This window comes from Alkanindiges illinoisensis, from assembly GCF_004377485.1.
GTDB classification, from domain to species: Bacteria; Pseudomonadota; Gammaproteobacteria; order Pseudomonadales; family Moraxellaceae; genus Alkanindiges; species Alkanindiges illinoisensis_A.
This window is the reverse complement of sequence record NZ_SNTY01000031.1, coordinates 1-19,534: the sequence shown is the minus strand read 5'-3', so window position 1 is coordinate 19,534 and position 19,534 is coordinate 1. Positions and strand designations below refer to the sequence as shown.

The 19,534-nt window shown below is 42.5% G+C and carries 13 protein-coding genes, 2 tRNA genes, 7 pseudogenes and 1 other annotated feature; of the genes and pseudogenes, 10 read left to right on the top strand and 12 right to left on the bottom strand.

All coding sequences use genetic code 11. The annotated features are described in order from the left end of the window. From E2B99_RS08670 to E2B99_RS08660, 3 genes and pseudogenes are all read left to right on the top strand, one after another. Positions 1–111: pseudogene (locus E2B99_RS08670) on the top strand (IS982 family transposase); the annotation flags it as partial. Positions 112–176: 65 nt separating this feature from the next. Then, positions 177–1,865, top strand: a complete 1,689-nt coding sequence (locus E2B99_RS08665) for a hypothetical protein (RefSeq protein ID WP_240687778.1) — start codon at positions 177–179, stop codon at positions 1,863–1,865. A 105-nt stretch (positions 1,866–1,970) separates the two neighbouring features. Beyond that, positions 1,971–3,190, top strand: a pseudogene (locus E2B99_RS08660) (IS3 family transposase). After that, positions 2,246–2,360: a sequence feature (AL1L pseudoknot), on the top strand. (Overlaps the previous pseudogene by 115 nt.) Positions 3,191–3,227: 37 nt before the next feature. Here E2B99_RS08660 and E2B99_RS08655 read toward each other — a convergent pair. From E2B99_RS08655 to E2B99_RS08640, 4 genes and pseudogenes are all read right to left on the bottom strand, one after another. After that, positions 3,228–3,635: pseudogene (locus E2B99_RS08655) on the bottom strand (helix-turn-helix domain-containing protein); the annotation flags it as partial. A 105-nt stretch (positions 3,636–3,740) separates the two neighbouring features. Then, positions 3,741–3,926: pseudogene (locus E2B99_RS08650) on the bottom strand (IS481 family transposase); the annotation flags it as partial. A 40-nt stretch (positions 3,927–3,966) separates the two neighbouring features. Beyond that, positions 3,967–4,257 (bottom strand): annotated as a pseudogene (locus E2B99_RS08645) (transposase); the annotation flags it as partial. Positions 4,258–4,762: 505 nt separating this feature from the next. After that, positions 4,763–4,839: transfer RNA gene (locus tag E2B99_RS08640), tRNA-Ile, on the bottom strand. A 221-nt stretch (positions 4,840–5,060) separates the two neighbouring features. Between E2B99_RS08640 and E2B99_RS08635 the strand changes: the two genes are divergently transcribed. After that, entirely contained in the window at positions 5,061–5,696 is a 636-nt protein-coding gene (locus E2B99_RS08635) for an SOS response-associated peptidase (protein WP_134244602.1), read from the top strand. 45 nt (positions 5,697–5,741) lie between these two features. On the opposite strand, the pseudogene pstB reads toward E2B99_RS08635, so the two are convergent. From pstB to cysS, 7 genes and pseudogenes are all read right to left on the bottom strand, one after another. Continuing rightward, a pseudogene (gene pstB / locus E2B99_RS08630) lies at positions 5,742–6,497 on the bottom strand (phosphate ABC transporter ATP-binding protein PstB); the annotation flags it as partial. Positions 6,498–6,708: 211 nt separating this feature from the next. Continuing rightward, a pseudogene (gene pstA / locus E2B99_RS08625) lies at positions 6,709–8,139 on the bottom strand (phosphate ABC transporter permease PstA); the annotation flags it as partial. A gap of 107 nt (positions 8,140–8,246) precedes the next feature. Beyond that, positions 8,247–9,626 carry a phosphate ABC transporter permease subunit PstC gene (gene pstC, locus E2B99_RS08620; RefSeq protein WP_134244600.1) on the bottom strand — a complete coding sequence of 460 codons (1,380 nt, stop codon included), beginning with the start codon at positions 9,624–9,626 and terminating at the stop codon, positions 8,247–8,249. Between the two features lie 245 nt (positions 9,627–9,871). After that, positions 9,872–10,909: a substrate-binding domain-containing protein gene (locus tag E2B99_RS08615; RefSeq protein ID WP_430981464.1), complete on the bottom strand. Its 1,038-nt coding sequence runs from the start codon at positions 10,907–10,909 to the stop codon at positions 9,872–9,874. 182 nt (positions 10,910–11,091) lie between these two features. Next, positions 11,092–12,669: an inorganic phosphate transporter gene (locus E2B99_RS08610; protein WP_134244599.1), complete on the bottom strand. Its 1,578-nt coding sequence runs from the start codon at positions 12,667–12,669 to the stop codon at positions 11,092–11,094. Between the two features lie 465 nt (positions 12,670–13,134). Further along, a tRNA-Gly gene (locus E2B99_RS08605) sits at positions 13,135–13,210 on the bottom strand. A gap of 143 nt (positions 13,211–13,353) precedes the next feature. Next, complete coding sequence (gene cysS, locus E2B99_RS08600; RefSeq protein WP_134244598.1) at positions 13,354–14,799, bottom strand: cysteine--tRNA ligase; 1,446 nt, start codon at positions 14,797–14,799, stop codon at positions 13,354–13,356. Positions 14,800–14,976: 177 nt separating this feature from the next. Here cysS and E2B99_RS08595 point away from each other — a divergent pair, with 177 nt between their 5' ends. The 6 genes from E2B99_RS08595 to E2B99_RS08570 are packed head-to-tail and all read left to right on the top strand — an operon-like array spanning position 14,977 to position 18,892. Beyond that, the gene (locus E2B99_RS08595) at positions 14,977–15,972 is read left to right on the top strand and encodes a KpsF/GutQ family sugar-phosphate isomerase (protein ID WP_134244597.1); all 996 of its coding nucleotides are present in this window, start codon (positions 14,977–14,979) and stop codon (positions 15,970–15,972) included. Beyond that, positions 15,972–16,508, top strand: a complete 537-nt coding sequence (locus tag E2B99_RS08590) for a KdsC family phosphatase (RefSeq protein WP_134244596.1) — start codon at positions 15,972–15,974, stop codon at positions 16,506–16,508. The genes E2B99_RS08595 and E2B99_RS08590 overlap by 1 nt, the downstream gene beginning before the upstream one ends. 39 nt (positions 16,509–16,547) lie before the next feature. Then, positions 16,548–17,108 carry an LPS export ABC transporter periplasmic protein LptC gene (gene lptC / locus E2B99_RS08585; protein ID WP_134244595.1) on the top strand — a complete coding sequence of 187 codons (561 nt, stop codon included), beginning with the start codon at positions 16,548–16,550 and terminating at the stop codon, positions 17,106–17,108. A 40-nt stretch (positions 17,109–17,148) separates the two neighbouring features. Further along, a complete protein-coding gene (gene lptA / locus E2B99_RS08580; RefSeq protein WP_430981465.1) occupies positions 17,149–17,673 on the top strand; it encodes a lipopolysaccharide transport periplasmic protein LptA in 525 nt (174 codons plus the stop codon). A gap of 17 nt (positions 17,674–17,690) precedes the next feature. After that, positions 17,691–18,467 (top strand): LPS export ABC transporter ATP-binding protein, encoded by a 777-nt coding sequence (gene lptB, locus E2B99_RS08575; protein ID WP_134244593.1) that lies wholly within the window; start codon positions 17,691–17,693, stop codon positions 18,465–18,467. Positions 18,468–18,523: 56 nt separating this feature from the next. Next, entirely contained in the window at positions 18,524–18,892 is a 369-nt protein-coding gene (locus tag E2B99_RS08570) for a hypothetical protein (RefSeq protein ID WP_134244592.1), read from the top strand. Between the two features lie 76 nt (positions 18,893–18,968). On the opposite strand, the gene E2B99_RS08565 is transcribed toward E2B99_RS08570, so the two are convergent. Continuing rightward, positions 18,969–19,346 (bottom strand): hypothetical protein, encoded by a 378-nt coding sequence (locus tag E2B99_RS08565; RefSeq protein ID WP_134244591.1) that lies wholly within the window; start codon positions 19,344–19,346, stop codon positions 18,969–18,971. Between the last annotated feature and the right edge of the window lie 188 nt (positions 19,347–19,534).

Genomic DNA, 19,534 nt, shown 5'->3' with positions numbered 1-19,534 from the left:
AGAGCACGTAGTCTTCATGGATTTCTGAGTGGAATTTACGCCTCACTATGTGCATATCAACTCACTCATCAAAATAAGCCAACAATTCAAATTAAGGAATCATCGGCTTAAGCACGATTCGGGTTAGTTTTAGAATTCAACCATGTCAGAACTCTAAACATAGTTTTTTTAATTTAATGAATACTGCGGCCGATATTACGCATTTAGATGATAATGAGTATATACTTGCTAAACTATCTAAATCATATTCATCTTCTACTTATCAGTCTGAACACACTTTGGCTAGCTATATTAATTTAGAAGCCGTGCAACAATTTTATGCATTAACGGAACGGGGTAAATTCGCATTAAAGCATAGTGCCAATAATCTACAGGTTAGTTTAGCAACAGATTTAGAGATAGAAAAATTTTGGGAAGCATATCGCTTAGATCAAAAAAAGATTTTAGAGCATGAAAAGGCACTAAAATTTACTGGACTTATATTTGAAAATAAAATATCTAAAGAGTCTTTATTTGATTTAATAAACAATAAAACTTTAAATAAATATTTCAACCCCAGTAAATATGAAATTTCTCATTTACAAGCACAAGATGAAAAAGCTAAAAAGCAGCTTTTCTCTTTAGAAAGTTTTGATAACACTAAAGCCTACGCTGGTATGTTTACCCGTTTATTATTTAACCTTGAGGTCAATGATCCTGTCCTCATTGAAAAATATAAAGAAATCTCTAACTTATGTAGCTCAAGAGAATATTATAGCTCTTTAAAAGAGCAACAGACTAAAGATGAACTCACATCAAAATTCTTGTCTAAGCAAATTTTGAGAGAAAAAATTTTAACGGAATACATGCTTCTAGAATCTCAAGTTAAGCATTTACCACTGCTTGCATTATCTCTCTACTTTCACTATGAAATGTTAATTAAAAATAACTATCCACTAAATTTAAGCGCATTAAAGGAAGACATTTTAAGTCTTAATTTCTTTTATATAGAATCAGAATGTAAAGAATATAACGATTTACCGTATTTGGTAGCTTTTAGCATTGGAAAGTTATTGCCAACTGAATTTATTAATACACTTTATTACTATAAAACAAAAGCCTATCCATGTTTTAAGACGACTCATCAATCCGATTTAGAACAGGCTTTGCCAAGCATTACTGATGAAGATTTTCTAGAAACGACATTAAATGAACTTAATGAAGAAATTTCTAAAACTTGGACTGAAGTTCAGCGTAGCATTCAGATATCACAGATCTCCGACGTCACACCTACAGTAAAAAAAGAAGATATAAACACTTCGAATATTACTCAACTCACAGGATCAACAGCCATCACTCATCCATCAGAAAAGGATCTGCACACTGAGACACAAATAACACGGGTACCAGAAATAAATGATTTAAATTCCCATTCTGAGGCACAGAGCAATCAATCAATAACATCACCTATTGTAACAGCGACTCAATCGCCACCAGTCGAACAGCAACCACCTATGTCAGTACAACAACCTGAGCATCCGAAGCATCAATCCTCATCCATAAACATACAAGACCAAATCAGTTTAAATGTAGAACATCAGTTAAATGAGGAATCGCTACCAGTATCAGCAGCTGATGAGACAATGGCTATGCCACAACATCCGCTTATTGAGCGTTTAATACAATTGTTTAATGACCCACAAATTCAAGATCATAAATCCTTGATAGAAAATTTGAAAAAAGATTACAAATTTGTTGATCTGACCACTCAAAGCAAATTAAGAGAACGATTAGTTACCGAAGGCATTCTAAATGCAGAGGAAGCACCTAAAAATGGAGTCAAGCTTTTTAATTACATGAAAATAGAGATAACTAAAAAATCTTAGTTCTAATATGTCAAAATTGAGACTTCTACTGACATGTTAACGGTTCAAATTACTTTGAACCGTACCGGGTTTGTCGGATAGCCAATATTCTGAGAGACTATCTCGATGACAAAATTAAAATATACTACTGTAATCAGAGAAAGAGCGGTTCAATTATTGATTGAATCCGAAAAAGATTATCCATCGTATTGGGCTGCAATCACAGCAATTGCTCCTAAGATTGGCTGTACTCCTGAAACACTACGTGTTTGGTATCAAAAATATTTAGATAAACAAAATCCAGTTAAAGTACAGCAGCTTTCAGACCAAGAACGTATCAAACAATTGGAACGCGAAAATAAAGAACTGCAACGTGTGAATGAAATTCTACGTAAAGCAGCCGCTTTTTTCGCCCAGTCGGAGCTCGACCGCCCACGCAAATAATGGTGGATTTTATTCACAATCAAAAAGTTCGATATGGTGTAGAGTTTATTTGCAGCATACTACCTATAGCCGTTTCAACCTATTATTGCCATTTGGATTTGAATGAAAATCCAGATAAACGTTCTAAACGAGCTTTGCATAATGAGCATTTTGCAAAGGAAATTAAGAGAATTTGGCGTGATAGTTGCGGTCGTTATGGCATTGGCAAGGTCTGGGAGCAGTTAAGCAAAGAAGGCTATTGCATCGCACGTTGTAGTGTTGCTCGACTCATACAAAAGCTTGGTGTATAAGGTGTATGGCGTGGTAAGAACAAACTCACTACACGCCACCGAGATGATCAAAAGCGTGCAGATGATTTAGTAAAGCGTGATTTTACGGCACAGCATCCCAACAACCTTTGGATTGCTGACTTCACCTATATTCTGACTCATTCAGGTTAGGTCTATACGGCATTTATTATTGATGTGTTCTCACGTGCCATCGTAGGTTGGAAAGTATCAACGCGATTGAACACAGATATGGTGCTCGACGCACTAAAGCAAGCGCTTCGAGATCGTGGTATGCCTGAAAATGTAATTCACCATTCAGATAGAGGTGTGCAATATTTATCAATTCGCTATACCAATCGTTTAGAGGCAGCCAATGTGAAAGCTTCTGTTGGTACAACTGGCGATTCATATGACAATGCATTGGCTGAAACGGTGAATGGTTTATACAAAATGAAAGAGATTGAATATTTGAAATCTGATTGGATAGGTCTATCTGATGTTGAACTTGCCACATTGAATTGGGTCGATTGGTTCAACAAAAAACGGTGACATAGTGCAATTGGATATCTATCGCCTTTTGAGTTTGAGGCAATGTACTATGATAAGATTAACCAGTTAAGTCAGGTGGCCTAGCTTAAATAAAAAGTCTCCGACATACTCGGTAGAGTTCAGTCGTGTTGTTGCGTCGAATCGTGGTGAAATCCACCTGCATTTGTTGGCCAGGTTGGATTTCAAAACGAATGACTGGTTCCAGTTTGGCAACTGGTTTTAATGTTGCAAGATATTCCCTCAAGATCCTGATCTTTCCTGGATATCCCAACCCTAAAATTTCCTGTTAGAGCACAACGGCGGGAATCCATTCAGGATGTGCTGCATTTACACGTTGGAGTAAATAGGGTTTATATGGATCAAGAATACTTATTCTAGGTTGTGTACGCCGATACTGAGGTGTTTCCGTCTGCCGTAAATATTTACCCACAGTATTTCGTCACAACCCCAGTTCACGACTAATGGCTTTAATGGATTTACCCTGTTGATGAAGAATTTGGATTGTCACTGCTTGCTTCAAACTTAACATGTTGAGCAGTCCAAAATGACCGCTATATTAAGTTTTTAAATACCATTAGGTGTAGTAGCTCAAATCTGATCAGACAGTTACCCGTTATTTAGGGAGTCTGTCAGTTTAAATTTGAGCTAAATTTTTGTTCGCCCAAATCTGTTTTCCATCCAGCAAAGTTATCATTGGCGTTCTGCCATTGCACACCCTGCCCTGATGGGTTCGACTATTATTATAAAATACCAGCTATTCGTCCAGATCATTCTGCAATGATTCCAAATCACTATACAACTTCTTCTTGAAAGTGATCCTAGGCAGTATCGTGGACAACAAATCCCTCTAAATTCTTGAAATATTTCTGTTCAAAGGCTTCTGGGCTTAACCAGCCGTTTGCAGAATGTCTTCTGATTGGATTGTAATAAAACTTAATGGCCTCCTTAAGCTGTTTGAATTCTTTCTTTAATTCCACGATCCGCTGTTGTTCTGGTGAAAGTTGACGTTTGCTTGAACCCACTGGATTGGCTTCACGGATCCATTTGTTGAAGGTTGAATAATCTACACCTGATTTCTGGGCGATTGCAGCTATAGGTTCGTGGGATTTTGAAAGTGCATAAGCAATTGCTTGCTGTTTAAATTCAGGACTTGAGCAGCATTGTTGCGCAAGATAGCCATTTCTTGTATCTGCAAAGTTAACGTTACGCTATCTTTAGAGGGAAGTACTGTCCATTATTTTGGCTAGGATCAGTGTCTAAAACTATGAAAGGAGTAATCGTGTGGATTATTAAATAAAGTATCAAAAATTTCCTTTGTTTTAGCACTAATAAAACGAGATGAAAAAATTTGACCAAATTCATCTTGGAAGATAAAACAATCTTCTCTTCCCAACTGCTGGCACCGGGAGTGTCAAAATGACCCCCTAACGGCATTTAAAAACTGATCCCCTTGGTTAAGGTTGACGACACATAAAGTGACTCAGATTGAAGAATTACTGCCACACCGATGGAAACCCAACTCAAATTTAAAAATAGCTATGGGGTTTAGCGGATGCTTACAGAATAATGTTGATTCATTCCGCTTACCATTTGCTTACCAGAATGCAAAAACAAAAAAACCACTTACGATTAATGCACGTAAGTGGTTGTTTTATATGGTGGGCCCAGACAGACTTGAACTGTCGACCAACGGATTATGAGTCCGCTGCTCTAACCAACTGAGCTATAGGCCCTTGATTTTTAATGACAAATGCTTTGAAAAACTGAAAATTAATTTTATCAATAGATCAGTTACATTGCGGGCAGATAATACACCATGTCTTTCAAGGTGCAAAGGCAAAACATAAAGTTTTTAGAAAGTTGATTTATTTTTCATCAATCTGTCTTTCAACAAGCATGGCGCTTGGCTTTAAGCTATGACACACTTAAAAATCATCTTCAGTATTTTCCTGTCATGTGTGCCAATTTTAAACCGCTACGCCCTGAACTTTCGCCAATTCTGGACTTATTCCCGCCGACGTTTGATTATAAAAGCGAGGTTTATCCCGGTTATAACAGTCCCATACTGGTGAAGCATAAAAATCATATGGAATGGCGTGAAGCTATTTTTGGCTTGATTCCCAAATGGGCCGAAGATTCCAAAATTAGTCGGCATACCTACAATGCACGACTGGAAACTGTAGCAGACAAGCCCAGCTTCCGGCAGGCATGGCGCAACCATCAGTTGGCACTGGTTGCGGTAGAAAGCATTTATGAGCCGCGCTATTTCAACAATAAACCCGAGCTCTGGGCCATCGAACGCAACGATGATCAACCCTTTACGGTTGCAGCACTATATGAATTAGCCCAGCAGCATGACGAACTGGTGCGTTCCATGACCATGCTGACGGTCAATGCGGATCAGCATCCGCTCATGAAGCATTTCCATGCCCCTGAGGATGAAAAACGGTCTGTTGTTGTCATTCCAGCTCATTTGCGCATGGAATGGCTAACAGCAGATCAGCAAATCGCCAGGGAAATGCTAAAAGAATTGGGAGCAACCAGCTCATTTAGCCCAGATGAGTTTAAAGCTTATGCTGCTCCACGTTAGTTATACATCATTATTTTGTCATTACAATGCTATTCTTTTTGGATATTAACCAAAACGTCCGGTAATGTATGCTTCTGTGAGTTGATGATCGGGCTGGGTAAATACTTTTTCTGTGGCATTGACTTCAATCAACTCCCCTAGATGAAAGTATGCGGTACGTGTTGACACCCGCGCAGCCTGTTGCATGGAGTGCGTTACAATTGCAATGGTATACTGGCTGGATAATTCGCTGATTAACTCTTCAATCTTGGCCGTTGCAATCGGATCAAGTGCTGAACAAGGTTCATCCATCAGGATTACTTCCGGGCTTACCGCGATGGTGCGTGCAATACACAGACGCTGTTGCTGACCACCTGATAAACCTGTGCCCGGCTGATTTAAACGGTCTTTTACCTCTTCCCACAAGCCAGCACGGCGCAAGCTGTTTTCAACAATTTCATCGAGCTCATAGCGGTCCTTGGCCAAGCCATGCAACTTGGGACCATAGGCCACATTGTCAAAAATGGATTTTGGAAATGGATTGGGCTTCTGGAAAACCATGCCGACCTGTGCACGCAGCATAACCACATCAAGTGATGGATCATAAATATCATGACCATCCATAAGTACTTTTCCAGTGACCCGGCAGCTATCAATCGTGTCATTCATGCGGTTCAGCGTACGCAAGAAGGTTGATTTACCACAACCTGATGGGCCGATAAAAGCAATGACTTCGTTTTCATAGATATTTAAGTCAATGCCTTTAATGGCTTCTTTTTCACCATAATACACATGAACATCAGAGGCGCTGATTTTGGTGTTTTGTGCTTTTGCCTTAGATGGTTGACCCAACTCAGGACGCGCCTGAACATCAAAATGCATCGGTGGCACAGGGTGAGCACTGGTGTTTTCCAATTGCTCTAGTTGTTGTTTCTCATTCATGGTGGAATCCACATTTTTTGCTACTGTGTTCTTGCTGGTTAAAGCCGCACTCATATTCATTTTAACACCTATTAAACGGGTTATTGACTGCTTACCATCTGACTTCAAACTTCTTGCGCAACCAGATTGCCAGGCCGTTCAAGCTGATCAGCAGAGCCAGCAATACAATAATGGCTGCTGCGGTACGCGCTTCAAAGAAATTACGCAGTTCATTGCCTTGCCACAAATACACCTGTACAGGTAACGCGGTTGAAGGTTCCAGGGGCGAATGCGGAACAGCCGCCACGAATGCTTTCATACCAATTAGCAACAAGGGTGCTGTTTCACCCAGCGCATGCGCCAAGCCAATAATTACCCCGGTTAAAATACCTGGAATTGCCAGTGGTAATACATGATGAAATACGCTTTGCATTTTGGATGCACCTAAACCCAGTGCAGCCTGACGGATTGATGGTGGAACAGCACGCAATGATGCCCGTGTCGCAATAATGACAGTTGGCAAGGTGAGCAAGCTTAATACCAGGCCACCAACCAACGGTGCGGAACGTGGCAGATCAAATGCACTGATAAAAATTGCAGCACCCAGCAAACCAAAGATAATGGAAGGTACTGCTGCAAGGTTATTGATATTGACTTCAATCAGATCGGTTAAGCGATTACGAGGGGCAAATTCTTCCAGATACACTGCACCGGCCACCCCAACAGGGATAGTAAATATCAGTACAATCAGCATCATATATAGCGTACCGACGAAAGCACCGGCCAAACCACTGGTTGCTGGCGCATTGCGTGAATCAGGATTTAAAAACAACGGGGTGTTGAATTTATTCTGAATTACACCTTCAGCTTTTAACAGATCGGCGATTTGACGTACTTCTGGCGATAACTGCTGCTGCTCATCCGGCAGACTGCGATCTATATTCCCGGATAGCCAGACATCCACATTGGCTGCTGCCCATAAAGAAACGTTCTGGCTTTTGCCAATCAGTGAGGGGTCATTCTTGACCAGATCACGCAGACGATAGCCTTCGCCGTTTTCAAACACGCTAATCAAACTGGCACGTTTGCTATCAGCAGTTTCCGAAGCTTTCACCTGTGCGGCTAAAGCAGGATTGGCTGCCAAGCTTTCTTCAGTAAATGCATCAGGATTATCGGCCATCTGCTGGTTCAGTGCGGCCAGTTTGGCTGGATCTTTAAGCTCAGGCGCGATTTTTGGATTTTTAGCGACCAGACTATTAACAATCAGCGCATCCCAATCTACCAGTCCCAATTGCCCTTGCCACGCCAGATCACGCTTTTTAAAATCTGCTGGCGTTTCATTGGCCATTTGCACCGGACGTGCAGGCACCTGAACAATTGCAGGATCAAAATAGACATTAACCGGTATTGCAGATTGCCAGAATGCAGGTAAACCACGCCATAAGATGCTGACAAACAACAAGGCAACAAATAGCAGGCCAAGAGATACGGCAGCAAGGCCTAATCGGCGAAAAAGGTTTTCACGGCTATGTCTTTTGGTTAACGATTTTTCAATGATTCTGCGCCGTGCTTCAGCAGCAGATCTGTCTTTGCCCGCTTTATTACCATTTGAACCGTCATTCAGGCGATCAGGCGTAATAGAAGAAGTGGTCATTCGTATTGCTCCCGATATTTGCGCACAATGATTAACGCGATCACATTTAACCCCAGCGTAATAACAAACAAGGTAAGACCAAGCGCAAATGCCACCAGTGCTTGCGGACTGCCAAAGTCCGTATCACCCGTTAACTGGTTTACAATGGTGACTGTAATGGTAGACACCGCTGCAAATGGATTTCCATGCAGCAGCGGACTATTCCCTGCCGCCAGAACCACAATCATGGTTTCACCAATCGCACGGCTTACTGCCAGCAAAAATGCACCCATAATGCCGGGCAATGCTGCAGGTAAGACCACGTTTTTAATGGTTTCTGATTTGGTGGCACCCAAACCCAAAGAACCGTCTCGTAGTGAGCGAGGTACCTGAATAATAATGTCGTCAGACAACGATGAGATAAATGGAATAATCATAATTCCCATCACCAGTCCTGCAGTGAGTGCAGAGGTGGCGTTGATATTTATACCCACCAGACTACCCAGATAATGCAGTAACGGGCCAACCACCAGCAGTGCAAACACCCCATAAACAATGGTGGGAATGCCTGCCAGAATTTCCAGCACCGGTTTGGCAAAATTACGGAAACGTGGTGAGGCATATTCAGCCATATAAATCGCTGCCATTAAACCTACTGGAACTGCTACCAGCATCGCGATAAAACTAATCATCAGCGTGCCCCACAGTAGTGGTAACAAACCATAACCACCAGTTGCCTGTCCATTTGCGCTAAAGCCCGGACTCCATTCTGTGCCAAAAAAGAAAGTTGCCGGATTGACAAACTTGAAGAAATGCAGTGCTTCACTAAACATTGACAACACAATGCCAAGCGTGGTCAGAACAGCGACGCCTGAACAAAGTGCCAATACAATTTTTAGAAATTTTTCAACAATATTACGTGCACGCAATTGCGGCACGATTTTACGTAATGCATAAGACAGTCCGGCTGCAGCGATTGCAAATACAACGGCCAGTTTTGCAAGCGGTGCAATCGTCAACACGGATTTAAGCGCTGCTGCGGCCTTTAGCTCATAGGCTTCCGGCTGGTCAGCTACCCCATACCCCGTCGCAATATTTTTTAAACGCTCAAGAAAGGCATCCCATTGTGCCCCTTGCAATGTTGCAACCACATGAGCAGGAAGCGCTTGTTCCACCACATGGCGCGTTACCATAGGCTCAAAAAATGACCATAAAATTAAAACCAGAAGCGCTGGAACACCACACCACAGTGCAACCAGCGTTCCGTAATAGCCTGGTCTTGAATGCAACTGGCTGGAATTTTTGCTATTACCAGCCAATGTCTTACTGCGCTTTAACCCCAGTGTATATGCCACCGCCATGAGGATCAGTAAACCACCCAACAATAAGAGATTCATAACTGCTCCACCAATATGTCACAACAGCCTGTGTCCCTGGAGATGTAACATGCCGGATGACACTTTATGCTTTTCATGTGATAGCCTTCAAATACTAGCTTTCAAGTGATAAATTTCAATTGAACGCTTTTAATCGATAATTTTAAGTGGGTAACTTTTTAATCGTTAGCTTTAAGTACTAGGTTTAACTGTTGACATGACAAAACTGGGGATTGTTGCCTAACCCCCAGTTTTAATCCAATCAATTACAGTGACTTGCCTTTTTTGAAGTCAGCCAGCACTTTAGCGCGTTCAGCTTTAGGCAAGGCAATCAGACCGGCTTTGTTCAGCTGGCTACCCTGACCTGATACTTTTTCGCTTAAGAAAAACTGGGTAAATTCAGAAATTCCTGGAACAGCACCAATGTGTTGAGACTTCACATAGAAGTACAGCGGACGAGATACCGGATATTTGCCAGAAGCCACGGTTTGCTCACTAGGAACTACGCCTTTTACGCTAGCCACTTTTAGCTTGTCACGGTTCGCATCGTAGAAGCCCAGACCAAAAACACCAACTGCATTCTTGTTTGACGCCAGACGAGCCAGCGTTTCGGTGTAGTCGCCTGCGATTTCAATTACACGACCATCTTTACGAATTGCCGTTTTTGCTTTTTCGTCAGTATCACTCAGGTTGTCTTTATGGAAATATTCATAAGCATCAGCACCTGTTTTGAGTACCTTTTCTTCAAATACTTCGCGTGTACCGTGGTTAGAACCCGGAATAATCAGAACAATTTCCTGATTAGGCAAAGATTTGCTGATCTGATTCCAGTTGGTATATGGATTTGGCATTAGCTTGCCATTTTTACCAGGTACTTTTTCAGCCAAAGCAGCATATAAATGAGATGGCATTAAATTAAAAGGTTTTTTGCTGGCATCAAATGCAAACACGATACCGTCATAACCAATTTTTACTTCCTGAATTTTTTTTACACCATTTTTCTTACAGGTTTCAATTTCAGAGGTTTTCATAGGACGTGACGAATTGGCAATGTCCAGAGAATTTTCAGCAACACTTTCACAAAATTGCTTGATGCCTGCACCTGAACCACCAGAACCCACCACCGGTGTTTTAAATTGTGGGAAAGCCTGACCGAACTGCTCAGCAACAACACTGGCATACGGCAGTACAGTGGAAGAACCAGCAATTTGAATGGTATCACGCGCTGCATTGGCAGTGATGGCCATTCCCATTGTTGCTGCAACGAGTAGTGTCGTGGTTAATTTACGGTTAATCAGGTTCATGTCGACCTCTATTTTGCTTTTAAAATTAAAGCCGCTAATCAATTAATGCAGCTTTACTGGCTTGCAGGTATTGTGAAAGGCAAACATGACACTAATATGACAAGTTGATGAAACAAAAAATTTGCCAGCATAAAAAAACCCCTTAAACATTTAAGGGGTTTTTTTATGACAGTCTGATTAAACTATACGAATTGACGAAATAACCAGTACAGACAACCCGACAATATAATGGAAGCTGGCAACGTGAGTAACCATGCAGATAAAATCATCTTGATGGTTTTTACCTGCAAGCCTGCCTTATTCGCGACCATCGTTCCCGCAACAGCACTGGAAACCACCTGGGTGGTACTTACAGGCATGCCAAACATATCTGCCACACTAATGGTAGTCATGGCGACAGCTTCGGCAGACGCACCCTGTGCATAGGTTAAGTGTTGCTTGCCAATACGCTCGCCCACTGTCCGTACTACCCGCTTCCAGCCCACCATCGTGCCCATGCCAAGCGCAATCGCAACAGCGACCTTTACCCAGATTGGAATGAACTGGGTAGCCTTATCCAGTTGCTCACGGTAAGCCTTCAGCATTTGCTGGTCTACATCATTCAAATGCTTTAAGCCGCCTTCCTTGGAAAGCTGCTTTAAGGCTGTGGCATTGAGATACATGTCATTGCGCAGGTTACGGGTTTCTTCGTGTGGCACATTATTTAACGAGCCAAAACGTGCCACATCCGAACCTACTTCATGAGCCAGCACACTGATGGCCTGCAACAGCTCAGGCGTCTGTTGATGATGCTGCAAATACAGCGTCACTACATCGCGCGCATGGTCATCCTGCATGCTGATATAGTGAGTATCCGCTAGCAGACTTGAGGACTTTTCTGAAATGGCTGCAAAGGTTTGCGCCTGTGTTTCATCCATCGTGCGATTTAATGAATAGGATAATGGCACAATGCCAATCAGGATGAGCATAATTAAGCCCATACCCTTTTGCCCATCATTGGAGCCATGCGCAAAACTAACGCCAGTACATGTTAGAATCAGCAATACCCGAATCCAGAATGGCGGTGGTGCATCACCTTCCGGCGGTGTAAATAAATCAGGCTTGTTTTTAAGCACCTTACGCAAGATCAGCAATACCAGTGCTGCCACTGTAAAACCGATAATCGGGGAAACAATCAACGCAGTTCCCACTTTAGTAACCTGAGTCCAGTCCAGACTACTGGTTGCAATATTGGGTGGTGCCAACAACTGGTTCATCAGGCCAACACCTACAATGGAACCAATCAGGGTATGGGAACTGGATGCTGGAATCCCTAAATACCAGGTGCCCATATTCCAGATAATTGCCGCAATCAGTAAGGCAAAAATCATGGCAAATCCGGCATTGGTACCTACATTGAGAATCAGTTCGACGGGTAATAATGCCAAAATTCCGTAAGCCACGGCACCACTGGACAGCAAAACACCCAGAAAATTAAAGAATCCTGACCAGATTACCGCAGGATGAGGTGACATGGCATTGGTATAAATTACGGTGGCTACCGCATTGGCGGTATCATGAAATCCATTGACGAATTCAAAGCCTAGCGCAACCATAAGCGCAAGACCAAGCATAATAAAGGAAATCATGGGAATGGGGTTTTGAGAGGCCAGATCAGCATTGAGCTGAATGGCAACATAGATCAAACCACTAAGTACAACAAGCGCAACGAAAGGCTTAAAGAGCCAGTGCGGCGGGGCATGAATTTTTGAATGAGGCATTCGCAACTTCTGCTTTGGAATGGAATCGTTGTAATAATCGTTGTTTTGAAATAAAACTGAAATATTTTTCATTTATACTTTTACTAAAATTTCGATAAACCTTTATTTTTTAACTAAATTAAATTTCACATTTTAAAAATACTTTTTATAAAATTTCTATTAAAAATCAATAAAATGGATCAAATAATCTAAAGCTAATCTTTTATTATACCTATATTCCGTTCATCATAAAAAATAACCCTTTCTTCACAATATCATAAAAACTGATATAAAAGATTTACAGGATCATTATGATGTTTAGAAGTTGTGCTGATATATTTACCAATAACAACTGTTAAAAATAAATGAAATTCGAATACACATATTTAATTCTAATTAGTTTTTTTAAAGTATTTGCAATAGAAATAGCAACTTAGAGATTTTTACAGGCAAAAAAAAGAACCAGTTTTGGGGCTGGTTCTAAAATGGAGCGGGAAACGAGACTCGAACTCGCGACCCCGACCTTGGCAAGGTCGTGCTCTACCAACTGAGCTATTCCCGCATATTCATTAATTTGTCACAAGTAAGTATTAGATTGCTTGGCGACTTGGTGAATGGCATTTTATTCAAAAATAAAGAGCTGTCAACTTTTTTTGCATAACATAGTCATTGTTTGAATATTTTTTCACCCTGCCCTTGTCTGCATTAATCAGCACGACGCCATGTAGTGCCTGCCTTACTATCTTCCAGAATAATTCCTTTTTCCAGTAAGTCCTGACGAATACGGTCAGCGGCTGCAAAGTCCTTACTAGCTTTGGCCTGTTTACGCGCTTCAATGGCCGCTAATACATCATCTTCTGATAAACCATTATTGTCTGCTTCATCCGCGCTCGCCTTTAAAAATGCATCAGGTTGTTGTTGCAACAAGCCCAATATACCGCCCAGCTCTTTAAGGACTCTAGCCAACTGTCCAGCTTCAGTCCACTGTTCTGACTTTAACGCCCGGTTAATCTCACGGGTGATTTCAAACAATATAGCCAGTGCTTCTGGTGTATTAAAGTCATCACGCATAGCCTCATTAAAGCGTACACTATAGGCATGCGTTGTGATCAGATCCTGATCTGCCTGTTGCATAGCAATCAAAGCCGCTTCTTCGCCCTCGATTAGCTTTAAGGTGTTATAAAAACGCGACAAGGCTTGTTTGGCTTCTTTTAGCGCCATATCTGAAAAGTTAATTGGGCTACGATAATGACTGGACACAATAAAGTAGCGAATCACTTCAGGCATGAATTTTTGCATCACATCACGAATGGTAAAGAAATTGCCCAGTGACTTGGACATTTTCTCGCCATCAACATTGACAAAACCCACGTGCATCCAGTTATTGGCATAAGTTTGGCCTGTGGCACCTTCGCTTTGCGCAATTTCATTTTCATGGTGAGGAAACAGTAAATCCCCGCCACCGCCATGAATATCAAAAGTATTGCCCAGGCAGCAGGTAGACATCGCAGAGCATTCAATATGCCAGCCGGGACGACCATTGCCCCACGGCGATTGCCATGCCGGTTCATTGGCTTTGGCAGCTTTCCATAGCACAAAATCAAACGGGTTTTTCTTGTCGGTTTCTACATCAACACGCTCGCTGGCACCTGCCTGCATATCGTCCAGTTTACGTCCGGACAGGCGACCATATTTTTCAAAACTCTCTACCGCATAATAAACATCACCGTTATTTGCATTATAGGCATGGCCTTTATTAATCAGGCTGCCAATCATGCCCTGCATCTGGTCAATATATTCGGTGGCGCGTGGGGCCTGATCCGGGACTAGGCAACCCAGACGCGCCGCGTCTTCATTCATGGCATCAATAAAACGTGAGGTCAGCTCGCCAATGTTTTCATTGTTGTCGCTAGCACGCTTGATAATTTTGTCGTCAATATCGGTGATATTGCGCACATAAGTCACCTGCCAGCCTTGTGAGCGTAAAAAGCGTACCACATAGTCAAACGCCACCATCACCCGCGCATGACCAATATGGCAGTAATCGTAGACTGTCATCCCACAGACATAGAGTCCAATTTGCCCGGAAACCAGAGGTGCAAATTCAACTTTACGGCGTAATTCGGAGTTGTACAGTACAAACGACTTCATTGATAAACTCACAATAAAATTTATGGATTGACACGGGAAAACAGCAAATCATACCTGATGGCTTTTTTTTAACAACCATTAAACAAAAATATTGCTTTGTGTTATTAGGCTTGCTTTGCAATAATTGATACTTATATACGTAATATTGCAATAAATATTTTAGTGAAAGGTGTACACGTGTCTGCAAGCCAGTATAATTTTGCCTCACAGGATTTTTTAAATAGTGCCCTTGCCACCCTTCAGACTGAACAACAGGCACTTGGCGTACTGGCCAACCAGATTGATGCGCGCTTTGTCAAAGCCTGCAACCTGATTCTGGCGTGTACAGGTCGTGTGGTCATTACTGGCATGGGCAAATCCGGACACATTGGCCGCAAGATTGCTGCCACATTGGCCTCAACCGGTACGCCCTCGTTTTTTATGCATCCTGGTGAAGCAGGTCATGGTGACCTGGGTATGCTTGTACCGGGTGATGTACTGGTGGCCATTTCCAACTCCGGCAAAAGCGACGAAATCATGATGCTGATGCCACTGGTCAAGCGTAATGCCATTCCACTGATTACCATTAGCCGTGATGATGGTGGTCCCATGCCACAACTGGCTGAAGTTGCCCTAACGCTGGGTGAATCCAAGGAAGCCTGCCCGCTCGGTCTTGCCCCCACATCCAGTACCACTGCCACATTGGCGCTGGGAGATGCACTGGCCGTTGCTTTGCTGGAAGCCCGTGGCTTTACTGCTGATGATTTTGCCCGCTCCCATCCGGCAGGTGCATTAGGCAAGCGCCTGCTATTACATGTGAGTGACATTATGCACAAAGGCAATGAACTGCCAAAAATCCTGCCTAACACCTCCCTGCATGGTGCCTTACTGGAAATGACAAGCAAACGACTGGGTCTGGCCGCTGTTGTTGATGAAAAAAATCATGTGCTGGGTGTATTTACTGACGGTGACTTGCGCCGTACTTTCGAAAAGATGAATTCAATTGAAGGTAACATGTCGATTGAACAAATCATGACCAAAACGCCATTAACCATTGGTGCAGATGTCCGTGCAGTAGAAGCGCTGGAACTGATGAACCATAAGAAAATCAATCAGTTTCTAGTGGTGAATGATCAGGATGAACTCATTGGCATTATTACCATGCATGACATTATCAGTGCAGGAGTCAACTAATGGCATCATTTAGCGTAAGGGAACGTGCCAGTCACATCAAGGCATTGGTGCTGGACGTGGATGGTATTTTAAGTGACGGCTTTTTAAGCTTTACCAATAGCGGCGAAGAAATCAAGTCATTCGATATACGCGATGGCTTGGGCATGAAACTGGTGCAACGTGCCGGTGTCAAAGTAGCGATTATTACTGGTCGCAGCAGTAATATTGTCAATAACCGGATGCAAAGCCTGGGTGTTGATCTGGTGGTCCAGGGTCGTGAGGACAAAGGCATTGCCCTGCGCGAAGTTTGCCAAACATTACAGATTACACCAGAAGATTGTGCCTATATGGGTGATGACTGGCCAGATTTGGCAGCCTTGCAGATTGCCGGGCTTGCCATTACTGTGCCCAATGCCCATGAAGAAGTACGCAAGCGGGCTGACCTGATTACGCAGGCTTATGGCGGGCGTGGTGCGGTGCGTGAATTTTGTGATGTATTACTGCATGCCAAGGGTGTTTATGACGAATTGCTGCAAGAATTTTTGTCGCATCACTAACCCTGTCAACCTGTATTTTTAGGATTGGGGTTTTATATTATGGATACGCGACTGCTTTATGTCATCGCCCTGAGTATTGCGGTGCTCAGTGGGCTGTTTTACTTTTACAGCGGTAAATCTGCACGTCTTAATGCTGATAAAAATCAGGATTTGTCCTATAAAGCGACCAATATTCATTTGCTAAAAACCACAGAAACCGGGCAACTGGAAGCCACCACTACGGCCAGCAAACTGCAACACTGGGAACAGGAAGATCGCTCCGAACTCGTGCAATTACAAAGTACCTGGTATCAGCAAGGTCAGCCGACAGCGACGTTTAATGCTGACAAGGCAACTGGCTATAATGACAATTCCAAAGTCATTTTATCGGGTAATGTCCGTGCCAAGCGCTTGGCTAATGATGGACAGCCTGCCATTACCTTTACAACAAATCAGCTTACCGGTTATCCAAAACAAAACCGGATTGAAACAGATCAACCTGTTTTAATTCAAACTAATCAGGGACAATTTAGCAGTCAGGGTTTGAATGCTAATCTTGATCAGGGTCAATACAATCTATTCCGTATCCGAGGACAATATGCACCTGCTTCCGGCTCCTAAATTCTGTTTAGCCACTACCACTGGCCCGTTTATTAAGGCCATGCAGCGCAGTGCTCTGGCACTTCTATTAGCGAGTGCTACCCTAGGGACGGCAACACCGGTGCTTGCCCTACCCAGTGATAGCAACCAGACCATTACCCTTGAAGCTGACCGTGCCACATACAATGAAAAAACTGGCATTACCACCTATACCGGTAATGTCATTATTCAGCAAGGCACAATCAAGATTCAGGCTGACTCACTGGTGGCTACCCTAAACAAGAACAGACAGATTCAGCAAGTAACCGCCAAAGGCCGGCCTGCCAAGTTTCAGCAGCAGATTAGTGCTGAAAAAGGCATTGCCCGTGGTGAAGGTCAGACCATTGTTTATAATTCCGAAACGGGCATTATTACCATGACTGGCAAGGCTTACTTATTTCAGGATGGTGCCAGCTTCCGGGGCAACACGCTACGTTACAGCATTAGCGGTGGTGATATTGAAGCCTCTGGTGGTAGTCAGGGACGTATCCAAATCATTATTCCGCCTTCTGCCACCCAGAATCAAAGCAAAGTAAAAAGCAAATAAGGAAGGATGACTTTTAAATGGCTGTAGCTGCTGCTTTATCTCCTACTGGTGCACCTGTTGATGCCGCCATTCAAACGCTGACCATTAAACATCTGGCAAAAAGTTACAACAAGCGTCTGGTGGTTAAGGATGTTTCCTTTAGCCTGCAAAGTGGCCAGATTGTAGGCCTTTTAGGGCCAAATGGCGCAGGCAAAACCACCAGTTTCTATATGCTGGTTGGGCTGGTCAAAATGGACAAGGGTGCCATTTTTCTAGACAAACAGGATTTGTCAGAACTGGCCATGCACCAGCGTGCGCGCCGTGGTATTGGTTATTTGCCTCAGGAAGCATCGATTTTTCGCAAGCTCACCATTGCGCAAAATATTATGGCCATTCTGGAAACCCGCAGCGATCTGAATAAAACGCAGCGGCAAGCACGTCTTGAAGAATTACTGGATGAATTTAATATCCAGCATATCCGTAACTCATTAGGTATGAGCGTTTCTGGTGGTGAACGCCGCCGTGCTGAAATTGCGCGGGCGCTCGCTGCTGAGCCTAAATTTATGTTACTGGATGAACCTTTTGCCGGAGTAGACCCAATTTCTGTGGGCGATATTAAGCACATTATTGAACGTTTAAAAGCGCGTGGTATTGGTGTACTCATTACCGATCATAACGTGCGCGAAACATTGGCAATTTGCGAAAAGGCTTACATTGTCAGTGAAGGTTCAGTGATTGCTGAAGGAACGCCGCAGGAAATTCTGGCCAATGAAACCGTAAAACGCGTTTATCTGGGTGAAGACTTCCGCGTTTGATGGATTATTTGAATTAAAATTTTTGCTATTTAATATTTATGATACGGAATGAATCCATGAAAAAGCTAATTTGCCTGCTTCCCGTTGTTTTTATGACTGCTTGCGCCACTGATGGCAGCATGAACCCGACTGCAACCACGGCCAATAATATTGGCATGGCCGTGTTTCAGTCTGCAGTTGATCAAACCTGCCGCACCCAGCTCAATAACCGTACTGAATATAAAGTACTCACGAGTGTATTAACTGCTGAGAAAAAACAGGATGTTGAAAATCAGATTTGCGGCTGTGTGAGTACCGAGGCTTCCAAAAATGTAACGATGGTTGAACTGGCTCAGGCAGCGATTGATCCCAATGCACGCGCCACGCTCATTACCAATACGGTAAATAATACATTGTCGACTTGTGTGTCGCGGTTTAAGTTTTAGATAGGTAATAAATTTAAAAGGATTATCACAATTAAAATATTAGCTCTTTATTGCTTGAGTCTTAAGGAGCGAATATTTAAGAAAAGTATCCCCACCGATGCTCAATTGGCAAGCACTCCATGCATAATTCTTTATCTTCATAATTTCCACCATCGAAAATAACAAAATTATAATCAGTATCCAAGTCAATCCAAAAGTTATCCTTATTAAAGCGTGTAGGATTTTTATCCCTATTAATCATAAGATTATCGCAATTATCACATTTTTTAGCAGACATCTTTTCTAATGCTATAAATCTAATATCGTGACTGATAAATTTTAAACCATATTTGGCTAATAATATTTTTAACTCTTCATCAAGAAGCTCAAGCTTTTTATCAAATGTACAATCTTCTACTTCTTGAGTAGTCGTTTCAAAATAACTGTACATACGTCTTATTGCAAATTTTTTCATGACTATATGAACTTCTTCTCCATCACAATAAATAAGGTATTATTTTATAATCTTATTAATCCCTTAGATTCTCAAATGAAGTGCAACAGAGATTAATTTATTGGAAGGAAGGAAGATGAGCTAGCATTCTGCTTCCGACCGACCAAAGTCAAAGTTGCATCATGAACTATACTCATCTTACTCACGAA